Consider the following 11,594-nt stretch of genomic DNA (forward strand, 5'->3'; position numbering starts at 1 on the left):
TTCTAAAACGCGCTCCTTTTTTAAGTATTTTATCAACAGCGGGCGCGAACAGTAATATGTGGTATTATTTTTGCTGATTGCCAGTGTATTCGGTGGTCGGTGCCCGGTATTCAGTAATCGGTATGCGGTGATCGGTAAGTAGTTTTAAATACAGGTTACGAATACAGACAACCTCTTATTAAGAGGTAAAAGACCCCGCAGGCAACCGTCAAATCAAAATGCGAACCACCTGCCACCGAATACCGAATACCGTATACAAATTACCCCCGCCTTCCGGTTAATAAATTGAACCCGAAAAATTTTTGTTTTTCATAGATTTTTCGTCTATTAGCAGTAAGTTCCATTTCAAAGGGTACAGTTTTTGTAATAGTGTTGTAGATTTTTATTATTTTTAAACCTGTCCCCATTACATGTACCGAATTAATGACCCGGGGATATCGAAAGGAGACAAAATTATGGATGACAATTTTTCACCAAGAGTAAAAGATGTTATTGCCTATAGCAAGGAAGAGGCCCTGCGTCTCGGTCATGACTTTATAGGAACGGAACACCTTATGCTTGGACTATTACGTGATGGTAGTGGCAAAGCAATCAATATACTTAATGCAATGGATGTGGACCTGGATGTGCTCCGGCGAAAAGTGGAGATCCTCAGCCCGGCAAACTCCAGTTCCTCCTTTGTGGCCCATGACAAAAAGAATTTACACCTCACCCGGCAGGCAGAACGCGCATTGAAAACGACTTTCCTGGAAGCCAAGCTCTTTCAGAGTTCGTCTATCAATACAGCACATCTGCTGCTGTGTATCCTGAGAAACGAAAACGACCCCACCACCAAATTGCTCAATAAGCTGCGGGTGGATTATGACGGGGTTAAAGAACAATTTAAATATATGAGCACAAACGAAGACGAATATATAGACCTCCCCTCGGCCGAATCCTATTCGGACGAACCGGGAGCGGCCGACGAGCCTTCCAGGGACAACCCCTTTAACAATCCCTCCGGAGGGAAATCTGCCAAGAAATCCAAAACCCCGGTACTGGACAACTTTGGCCGGGACCTGACCCAGCTTGCCGAAGATGGCAAACTGGACCCCGTAGTAGGGAGGGAAAAAGAGATCGAAAGGGTATCCCAGATACTCAGCCGGAGGAAGAAGAACAACCCGCTGCTTGTCGGTGAGCCCGGAGTGGGTAAAAGCGCCATTGCAGAAGGGCTCGCCCTGCGGATCGTAAAGAAAAAGGTATCGCGCATACTCTACAACAAAAGAGTAGTGACGCTCGACCTGGCCTCTCTCGTCGCAGGGACCAAGTATCGCGGGCAGTTTGAAGAAAGGATGAAGGCCGTAATGAACGAGCTTGAAAAGAATGACGATATCATTCTTTTCATCGACGAGATCCATACCATTGTAGGTGCCGGCGGAGCAACGGGCAGCCTCGATGCCTCCAATATGTTCAAGCCCGCACTGGCACGTGGGGAAATACAATGTGTGGGAGCAACCACACTGGACGAATACAGGCAATATATCGAAAAGGACGGCGCCCTGGAGCGACGGTTCCAGAAAGTGATCGTAGAGCCTACCACTGTTGAAGAAACCATCGAGATACTCCACAACATCAAGGAAAAATATGAAGACCACCACAACGTGGATTATACAGACGAGGCTATCGAAGCCTGTGTAAAACTCACCAACAGGTATATGACCGACCGTTATCTTCCGGACAAGGCCATCGATGCCCTGGACGAATCGGGCTCAAGGGTACATATCACCAATATGGAAGTCCCGAAACAGATCCTCGAACTGGAAAAACAACTCGAAGACGTGAGGGTGCTTAAAAACTCGGTGGTCAAAAAACAGAAATACGAAGAAGCCGCCAAGCTGCGCGATGACGAAAAACGCCTGGAAAAAGAACTGGCCACTGCCCAGGAAAAATGGGAAGAAGAAAGCAAGCTCCACCGGGAGATTGTCAGCGAAGAAAATGTAGCCGACGTGGTTTCCATGATGAGCGGAGTTCCCGTAAACCGTATTGCACAGGCCGAAAGCAACAAGCTGGCCAAACTCCCCGAACTCATCAAGGGCAAGGTTGTAGGCCAGGACGAAGCGGTGAGCAAGGTGGTAAAAGCCATACAGCGAAACCGCGCTGGGCTCAAAGACCCGAACAAGCCTATTGGTTCTTTTATATTCCTCGGACAGACCGGAGTCGGAAAAACCCAGCTCGCCAAGGTACTGGCCAGGGAATTGTTCGATTCCGAAGACTCCCTGGTACGTATAGATATGAGCGAATACATGGAAAAATTTGCCATATCCAGGCTTATAGGAGCGCCTCCCGGATACGTTGGATATGAAGAAGGCGGACAACTCACGGAAAAAGTAAGGAGAAAACCCTATGCCGTGATCCTGCTGGACGAAGTAGAAAAAGCACATCCCGATGTGTTTAATATGCTTCTCCAGGTACTCGATGACGGCTACCTGACCGATAGCCTCGGAAGAAAAGTGGATTTCAGGAACACCATCATCATCATGACCTCCAATATCGGTGCGCGACAGATCAAGGATTTCGGACAAGGTGTAGGTTTCGGTACTTCAGCCAAAAAATCACAGGAAAGCGACTACCAGAAAAGCGTTATCGAAAATGCACTGAAAAAGGCTTTTGCTCCCGAATTCCTGAACCGTATAGACGATGTCGTGGTCTTCAACTCACTCGAAAGGGAACATATCCACCAGATCATCGATATCGAACTGGAAAGGCTTTATACCCGGATCAAAGACCTCGGCTATGATCTTACACTGAGCGACAGTGCCAAAGACTATATCGCAGAAAAAGGCTTTGACAAACAATACGGTGCACGTCCGTTGAAAAGGGCCATCCAGAAATATATAGAAGATACACTTGCCGAAGAGATCATCTCATCCAAGATCGCTGAAGGCGACAGCATTTATATGGACCTGGACAAGGATAAAGATGAATTGACCGTGGCCATCAAAAAAGAAGAAGAGTCCACCAAAAGTTAACGGACCGGAATAAATCAGTACAACGCAAAGCCGTACTTTATTTTTCTTATAAAGTACGGCTTTGTAAGTTAATGTGAGTTTACGTAGGCCAAGAACAGCGCACTACTCCTGCGTCGTAGCACTCGGCCTGACGATTCCGTAAAAAGCAGGAAACAAAGATTTAATTTTTTTTCTTTTATAATTTTAATAGTTTGCAGTTTATTTGCCGCAGCAAACGGACAAGCATATACATCCAGCATGATAGAAAACAAAACCATAGTTGGCAGTGAGGAGTGGGTTGCTCTTCCCCAGCTCCAGATACCGGCCATAAAAGTACGCGTAGACAGCGGGGCTAAGACCTCTGCCCTTCACGCCGTGAATATAACCCCGTTTCAGCGAAGCAACGAAACCTGGGTAACGTTTGATGTTTTTCCCATACAGAACAACGGTAAAAAACACATTCGCTGTGAAGCCCGGGTCGTCGACAAACGGATAGTAAAAAGTTCTACGGGCAATCGCGAACACAGGTATCTTATCAGGACTTCCCTGCATGTAAACGGATCGGCCTGGGACATTGAGCTTACACTTACCAACAGGGACAGTATGGGCTACCGGATGCTCCTGGGGCGGGAAGCCATGATAGGCCGGATGCTTGTTGACCCCGAAAGCAGTTTCCTGCTCGGGGAATTGTCTGATGAAGATGTGGAAAACACATATAAATTAAAGACAAACAGTGCTAACGGCCTCAAGATCGGGCTGCTTGCCAGCAATCCCGATCTTTACAGTAACCGGAGGATCATAGAGGCCGGAGAGCGGAGAGGCCATGACGTACAGTTTTTAAACATCCGTCAGTGCTATATGAAGCTGGACGCCAAAACTCCCGAAATACATTACCGGGGCGGTAAAATACTTAATGACCTGGATGCCGTGATACCCCGCATTCGCCCGGCCATAACATATTACGGCTGTTCGCTGGCATGGCAGTTCGGATCCCTCGGAATATTCTGCCTTAATAGCGCCAAGGCCATAAGCCAGTCCAGGGACAAATTGTTTTCCCTGCAACTGCTCCTCAATAATGGTATAGATATCCCCACTACCGGATTTGCCAACTCTCCCCTGGACACTAACGACCTTATAAAAATGGTAGGTGGCTCTCCCCTGATCATTAAACTCCTCGAAGGGACCCAGGGCAAAGGAGTGGTCCTGGCCGAAACCAAAAAAGCCGCAGAAAGTGTTATCAATGCCTTTAAAAGCCTCAATGCCTATATCCTGGTACAGGAGTTTATCAAAGAGGCCAACGGAAAAGATATCCGGTGTTTTGTCATAGACGGCAAAGTAGTTGCCGCAATGCAACGGGAAGCTCCTCCCGGAGAATTCAGGGCCAATATGCATATGGGCGGCACAGCCTCCCTGGTCAAAATTACAGCGGCTGAAAAAAAGATGGCCATAAAAGCTACCAAAGCCATGGGGCTTCAGGTTGCGGGAGTTGATATTATCCGGTCTTCCAAAGGGCCATTGTTGCTCGAGGTCAATTCTTCTCCCGGACTGGAAGGAATTGAGGCTGCTACGGAAAAAGATATCGCCTCCTTAATGATACAGGCTGTGGAAAGACATCTGAAATACCATTCGCAGGGGTGATCTGTTTAGTGGTTTCCAGTATTCGGTAATCGGTATTTTTGGTAATTAGAGCAAAACACAATGTCGGTGCGGATTCCATCCGGATAGGTTGCAACCTGTAAACCACCACACCGAATACCGATCACCGAATACTGTTCACTGAATACCCTTAAAAGTTTTTTCTTCGATAAAATCTGCCTTTCATCCGTTTTTTTTCTATCTGCCTCAAAACCAGCTTACTTTTGTGGCGTTCTCTAAAGACAGTCTCTGTGCTACTTATATTTTTTTAACTGCGATGCCACCCCTTATTACTATTATGCCTAAAAGAGTAAAACTGGATTTTGGAATTCTCGAGTTTCACGAAAACTTTGTCATTAGTGAATTGGACGAAGGAATCCACTTTGTCTCAGAACAGAACAAGGTCCTGATCTCTGCCTGCCTTAAACATTTTAAAGACAAGCCTTTCGGATATATTTCCAACCGGATATATTCCTATTCTGTGGACCCTTTTATTTACGTGGAAACAGAGCATATAGAAAATTTTGTTGCCATGGCCGTAGTGGTAAGTACTTCCGCACAAAAACTCAGTTCCAGGGTAGAGAAAATGTTCTGTAAACGGCCTTTTAGATATTTCTACAACCTGGAAGAGGCCCGGGCATGGATCGAAAACACAATAAACACAGGGATAGCATCCGGGCAACACCCCTTTACTAGGCCCCCCGGAATTTAAGGAAGTTAGAGCCCAAAATCCATAAGATTGACGGAAGATTGAATCCCGATCGCTATCGGGAGATTGATCTTGAATATTTTCAATCTCGTTCAATCTTCCCGCGTAGCGGGACCAATCTCCTATCAATCTCCTTCAATCTTTTAACCTTAATCCACCAGCATATCTTCACTGATCTCAAAATTCTTCAGAAAATCTGTTGCCGCCATAATATCATTGTGCAGCACCCTGTCCTGACTGATAAACGGGACCTCCTTCCGGAAGGCCTCTAAAAATTCCCTGAGAAAAGGTGATGTTTGTGCCGGTTCGCGGAACACCAGCGCCTGGGAAGCATTAATTAGCTCAATAGCCAGTATACGTTCTACATTGTCCAGCAGCCTGAGGCATTTGGTCGCGGCATTGGCTCCCATGCTCACATGGTCTTCCTGCCCATTAGACGACACTATGCTGTCTATACTCGCCGGAGTGGCCAGTTGTTTGTTCTGGCTTACAATACTTGCTGCGGTATATTGCGGTATCATCAGCCCCGAATTAAGCCCGGGGTCGTTGACGAGAAATGCAGGTAATTCCCGTAACCCGGAAACAAGCTGGTAGGTACGCCGCTCTGAAATATTTCCCAGTTCGGCCATTGCAATACCCAGATAATCCAGGGCCAGGGCGAGGGTTTGCCCGTGAAAATTCCCTCCTGAAATGATCTTGTCCTCTTCCAGGAAGATATTCGGGTTGTCCGTAACGGAATTGATCTCCGTTTTGAAAGTCTTGCGTACAAAATTCAACGTATCTTTCGTAGCCCCGTGTACCTGGGGCATACAGCGGAATGAGTAAGGATCCTGTACGTGTTTCTTTTCGCGGACAATAAGCTCGCTTCCCTCGAGGAAAGCGGAAATGCGTTCGGCGGTCTTGACCTGTCCCCGGTGCGGCCTTATAAGGTGAATGGAAGCATCGAAAGGTTCTATTCTACCGTCATAGGCTTCCAGGGAAATGCTCCCGATCAGGTCTGCCAGGTAAGAGAGTTTATAAGCCCGGATAACCATGGATATCCCGTAAGCACTCATAAACTGGGTGCCGTTCAACAGGGCAAGCCCTTCCTTGGACTGTAATTGTATCGGCTGCCAGCCCATCTCCTGTAACACCTTTTCTGAAGGTAATATTTCTCCTTTGTAATACACCTCTCCTTTACCGATAAGGGGCAGGGAAAGATGCGCCAGGGGAGCCAGGTCGCCCGAAGCCCCCAGGGAGCCCTGCGTATAGACCACAGGTATAATATCATTATTATAAAAATCAATAAGCCGCTGTGCGGTAGACAACTGTGCCCCGCTATGCCCGTATGAAAGCGATTGCACCTTGAGGAGCAACATCAGTTTTACAATATCGGCCGGGGCCTTCTCCCCTGTTCCGCAGGCATGTGAGGCTACCAGGTTTTCCTGGAGTTTGTTCAGGTGTTCCCCCGATATTTTTATGTTATAGAGAGAGCCAAAACCAGTGTTGATCCCGTATACAGGCTCCTTTTGTTTTTTCAGTTTTTCATCCAGGTACGTCCTGCACTTTTTGATGTTTAGTTTGGCCTCTTCAGAAAGGGCTATTTCCTTGTTATTTTTAACAATATCCAGTACCTGTTCTAAATTCAGTACGTCCGTACTTATATAATATGTGTCTCGCATGCTATCAGAAGTTGAAAATCGGTCAAAATTCCATATTCGACCCAAAAAATCCAAGTTTATTGCCAATTATTTATCAGCATTTCGAAAAAATAAGAATCCCTCATTTTGAAAAACGGTACGGCTGGTTATATTGCCCTTTGCGAACTTGTGTACAAGAGCTTTAAAATAATAGGGCCAATGGAATTTTCAACGGGAAAAACGGGAGGTGTTTCCTTCATCGGCCATTGTTTTAACCTTTTTCCGGATCTTCTTCTTCCTTTTCCGGAGGAAGGTGTTCCTCCCTGGCAAAAAGGTCCATAAAAGCATTTCCTATATGGTCGATGATCCCGGTTGCGGTGAGTGCTTCATAGCCCATACCGGAAACGGCAATGTCTCCGGCTTTTCCGTGCAGGTAAACCCCGAACACGGCTGCGTATAAAGCAGTATACCCCTGGCTTATCAGCCCGGTGATCATACCTGTAAGGACATCGCCGCTGCCGCCGGTGGCCATTCCGGGATTCCCGGTGCTGTTTACGTATATCCGGTCTTTGTGTATGGTTGTGGTATGAGCACCTTTGATCACCAGGATCAAATTGTATTTCCCGGCAAATTGCCTGCTTTTTTCCAGTTTTTCAAAATCGTCTTTCCAGCTCCCTATCAATCTTTCCAGTTCTTTGGGGTGAGGGGTCAGTACGGATTCCAGGGGCAGTAATTCCAGCAGGTCGTGGTTTTCAGAAAGTATGTTAAGTGCATCCGCATCGACGACCAATGGAGATGTGTTTTTCCGAAGGAAGGCCTTGAAAGCATCGACGGTGGCCCGGTGCCTGCCCAACCCTACTCCTATACCGATCACGGTAGGTTTCAGGTCGAACGCTATGGTAGAAATATGGTCTTCATTGACGTCAGTGAGTACCATGCCCTCCGGCAATGCGGTTTGCAATACCGGATATCCGCATTTGGGAAGGTAGGTGGTCAACAGTCCCGCTCCAACCGACAGACAGGCTTTTCCGGCCAGGTAAACGGCCCCGACCTTTCCGTAGCTTCCGCCAATTACTAAAGCATGGCCGTACGTCCCTTTATGGGAAAATTTCTTCCTCGGGATATAAAGAGACAAGGCTTCCTGTTTACCTATAAGAACGGCTTCCGGTTCCACACTTTGCAGATAAGCCGCATCCAGGCCGATGTCTACAGCCTCCCAGGAATCGGTATACACGCCTGATCCCGGAAGAAAGAAAGCCAGTTTGGGCGACTGGAAGGTCAGGGTGTGATTGGCCTGTATAACCGGTGCATCCGTTTTGGGAGCAACATGCATGGAAAGTCCCGAAGGCATGTCTACGGAAAGTACAAAAGCGCCGGATGCGTTGATATGATCGATGAGCTTGCCCACCCAACCCGAAGCCGGGCGGTTGAGCCCTACCCCGAATATGGCATCGACTATGATGTCCTCGGGTTTTAGTTGGGGTAGCTCCTCCCCTTTTTCTCCCCCGAAATGTTCGGGCCAGTGTTTCAGGCTTTTTATCCGGTCCAGGTTCAGCAGGAAATCTTTGGATCGCTTTTCGCTGAAATCTACAATATAGCTCTTCACCTTATAACCGCTTTCCAGTAAAAGCCTGGCAATAACAAGGCCGTCCCCTCCGTTATTCCCGATACCGCAAAAAACATGGATCAGCACCGGGTTGCCCTGCAACCTTCCGTCGAGCCATTCAAAAACTCTTGTTCCGGCCCGCTCCATCAATGCATCACTGGTGATATTCTGGTTTAAAATTGTCAATCTGTCAGCTTCGCGTATCTGTTCCAGGGAAAAAATATTCATTGTGCATTAATTTTTGGCTAATGATTAATATTTCGCAAAAGTTAAAAAAATGTTTGCTTCTTTTGGTAAAAGTACTACTTTTGGATTGTAAATAATTCAATTCAGTGTCAAAGAATATACACATATCATCAATCACTCCCACAGCGTGCGCTTCTGCATCTGAGTGTATTTCTTCCGGCATTATTATTACAATTACCGGTATTACCCCATTCGGGGTATAATTTCATTTCATATCATCCGTCCTTTTTTTGTTTGAACCAAATTCAAACCACTAAAACTATATATAAATTCAACTTTTTCACACATGAAAGTTTTAAAATTCGGAGGATCCTCCGTAGCCGATGCCAAACGTATAAAATTGGTAAAAAAAATTGTAGAAAACAATATCAAAGACGATAAACAGATCATTGTTGTCTCTGCTTTTGGCGGTGTTACGGACCTTTTGCTGGAAGCTGCCCACCAGGCTTCCCTGCGTGACGAAAACTATACCGGGGTCATGGAAAAAATAGAAAAACGCCACCTCGAAACCATGCAGGAGCTGCTGCCCATTGCTTCCCAGAGCAAGGCGATCAGTGCCGTAAAAAGGGAACTGAACACCCTGGAAACCCTGCTCGAAGGGGCTTTTCTTATCGGTGAGACCACCCCGAAACTGCTGGACAGGATACTGGGCTATGGCGAACTCCTTTCGTCCTACATCGTCAGCGAATTTTTTACCTCCGAAGGCATGGACTGTATCCACAAAGACAGCAGGGCACTTATCAAGACCGATGAAAACTACGGAAAAGCCGCAGTCGATTTTAAAATGACCAACCGTCTTTGCGAAACCTATTTTGGGACCGTTACCTATAAAACCATCGTAGTCCCCGGTTTTGCGGCTTCTTCTCCCGAAGGCAATTCCACCACCCTGGGAAGGGGCGGATCGGACTATACCGCGGCGATCATGGCCGGGGCCGTAAACGCTTCCGTACTGGAAATATGGACCGATGTAAGCGGTATGTACACCGCCAATCCAAAACTGGTAAAACAGGCCTTTGCCATTCCTGATATATCCTATGAAGAGGCTATGGAGCTCTCTCATTTCGGAGCCAAAGTCCTTTATCCGCCCACCATTCAACCTGTGCTTTCCAAAGGAATACCGATACACATCAAAAACACCTTCCAGCCGGAAGAACAGGGAACCCGCATACGGAAAAACACCAACGGTTCTGCCCGTCCGGTAAGAGGCATAAGCCATATAGACAATATGGCACTCCTTTCTCTCGAAGGAAGCGGCATGGTAGGGATCTCCGGTATATCCAAGCGGTTTTTCGAGGTGCTTTCACTCCACAATATCAATGTAGCCCTTATTACCCAGGCCTCTTCCGAACACTCTATCTGTATAGGTATTGCCGAAAGCGATATGCAAAAAGCAGAAAAAGCCGTTAATGAGGCCTTTGAATATGAAATAGCGACTAAAAAGATCAACCCGGTCGTTGTTGAAGACAATTTGGCCATCATAGCATTGGTCGGCGATAATATGAAAAGCCACCAGGGGCTCAGCGGTAAGATGTTCAGCTCCCTGGGGCAAAACAACGTCAATATAAGAGCTATTGCCCAGGGAGCCTCGGAAAGGAACATCTCAGCGGTGATCGACAGGGCCGATGTTAAGAAAGCCCTGAACACCCTGCACGAACACTTTTTCGAAGAGCATGTAAAACAGCTCAATATCTTCGTTATGGGTGCCGGGAATGTAGGTGAAAAATTCCTGAACCAGATCCGCCAGCAAAAGAAATACCTGAAGGAAAAGCTACGGCTTAACGTCCGCGTAGTGGCCCTGTCCAACTCCCGGAAAATGTATTTTGACGATGGCGGTATAGACCTTAAGAACTGGAAGGACTTTCTCGATAAGGGGGAACCGGCCGACATCGATAAATTCTTTGAAAAAGTAAAGGCCCTGAACCTGCGGAACAGTATATTTGTGGATAATACGGCCAATGCCGTAGTAGCGGGCACCTATGCGGGTTACCTCAAAAACAGTATCGCCGTGGTCACCTGTAACAAAATAGCCTGTTCTTCCGAACTGGAACACTATTCGCAATTAAAGGATCTTTCGAGGCAATACAACGCGCCTTTCCTTTTCGAGACCAATGTAGGTGCAGGACTGCCTGTTATCGACACCCTGAAAAACCTGATCGCCTCCGGGGACAGGGTCAACAAGATACAGGCCGTATTATCCGGAAGCCTCAATTTTGTCTTTAACAATTTTGACGACAAAAGTTCTTTCGAAGGTGTGGTAAAACAGGCCCAGGCAGAAGGATATACAGAACCCGATCCGAAGATCGACCTCAGTGGTGTCGACGTGATGCGGAAAATACTTATCCTGGCCAGGGAAAGCGGCCATGAACTGGAGATCGACGATATAGAGAACGAGTCCTTCCTGCCGCAGGAAAGCCTGGACACCACCACGGTCGATGACTTTTACGCATCCCTTGTCAAACACAGCTCCCATTTTGAAAACATATATGCCGAAGCAGCCAAAAAAGGATGCAGGCTCAAATATGTGGCGCAGTTTGAGGACGGCAAGGCCAAAGTGGGTCTTCAGCATATCCCGAAGGACCACCCGTTCTACAACCTGGAAGGAAAAGACAATATTGTACTTTTCTTTACAGAAAGGTATAACGAACAGCCACTGCTGGTAAAAGGTGCGGGTGCAGGTGCGGATGTCACCGCATCCGGTATTTTTGCAGATATTATCCGGGCAGGCAATTTTTAAATGATATGGCCCATCTCGTAAAGACGCACGGCCGTCTTGCACGATTGAGACGCACGGC

Annotated in this window: 6 protein-coding genes; 4 read left to right on the forward strand and 2 right to left on the reverse strand. The window is 47.1% G+C overall.

The window, feature by feature from the left end; all coding sequences use genetic code 11:
- Positions 1–455 precede the first annotated feature (455 nt).
- The 3 genes from KN811_RS04110 (at position 456) to KN811_RS04120 (ending at position 5,334) form a co-directional block, all read left to right on the forward strand.
- Positions 456–3,008, forward strand: coding sequence for an ATP-dependent Clp protease ATP-binding subunit (locus KN811_RS04110; protein WP_187967655.1), 2,553 nt, complete (start codon positions 456–458; stop codon positions 3,006–3,008).
- A gap of 237 nt (positions 3,009–3,245) precedes the next feature.
- Positions 3,246–4,625 carry a 30S ribosomal protein S6--L-glutamate ligase gene (rimK, locus tag KN811_RS04115; RefSeq protein WP_216334670.1) on the forward strand — a complete coding sequence of 460 codons (1,380 nt, stop codon included), beginning with the start codon at positions 3,246–3,248 and terminating at the stop codon, positions 4,623–4,625.
- A gap of 295 nt (positions 4,626–4,920) precedes the next feature.
- Positions 4,921–5,334, forward strand: a complete 414-nt coding sequence (locus KN811_RS04120) for a SpoIIAA family protein (RefSeq protein WP_187967521.1) — start codon at positions 4,921–4,923, stop codon at positions 5,332–5,334.
- Positions 5,335–5,480: 146 nt separating this feature from the next.
- On the opposite strand, the gene hutH is transcribed toward KN811_RS04120, so the two are convergent.
- Positions 5,481–6,992 (reverse strand): histidine ammonia-lyase, encoded by a 1,512-nt coding sequence (gene hutH / locus KN811_RS04125; protein WP_187967520.1) that lies wholly within the window; start codon positions 6,990–6,992, stop codon positions 5,481–5,483.
- Positions 6,993–7,221: 229 nt separating this feature from the next.
- On the reverse strand, positions 7,222–8,784 hold the full coding sequence (locus tag KN811_RS04130; protein ID WP_187967519.1) for an NAD(P)H-hydrate dehydratase: 1,563 nt from the start codon (positions 8,782–8,784) through the stop codon (positions 7,222–7,224).
- Between the two features lie 304 nt (positions 8,785–9,088).
- Between KN811_RS04130 and thrA the strand changes: the two genes are divergently transcribed.
- On the forward strand, positions 9,089–11,536 hold the full coding sequence (gene thrA, locus KN811_RS04135; RefSeq protein ID WP_187967518.1) for a bifunctional aspartate kinase/homoserine dehydrogenase I: 2,448 nt from the start codon (positions 9,089–9,091) through the stop codon (positions 11,534–11,536).
- The last annotated feature ends 58 nt before the right edge of the window (positions 11,537–11,594 follow it).

The sequence above is a fragment of the Sinomicrobium weinanense genome, from assembly GCF_018863395.1.
GTDB classification, from domain to species: Bacteria; Bacteroidota; Bacteroidia; order Flavobacteriales; family Flavobacteriaceae; genus Sinomicrobium; species Sinomicrobium weinanense.

Coding starts and splice junctions, on each gene's coding strand:
- KN811_RS04110 (WP_187967655.1), top strand. CDS start 456: ATGGATGACAATTTTTCACCAAGAGTAAAAGATGTTATTGCCTATAGC.
- rimK (WP_216334670.1), top strand. CDS start 3,246: ATGATAGAAAACAAAACCATAGTTGGCAGTGAGGAGTGGGTTGCTCTT.
- KN811_RS04120 (WP_187967521.1), top strand. CDS start 4,921: ATGCCTAAAAGAGTAAAACTGGATTTTGGAATTCTCGAGTTTCACGAA.
- hutH (WP_187967520.1), bottom strand. CDS start 6,992: ATGCGAGACACATATTATATAAGTACGGACGTACTGAATTTAGAACAG.
- KN811_RS04130 (WP_187967519.1), bottom strand. CDS start 8,784: ATGAATATTTTTTCCCTGGAACAGATACGCGAAGCTGACAGATTGACA.
- thrA (WP_187967518.1), top strand. CDS start 9,089: ATGAAAGTTTTAAAATTCGGAGGATCCTCCGTAGCCGATGCCAAACGT.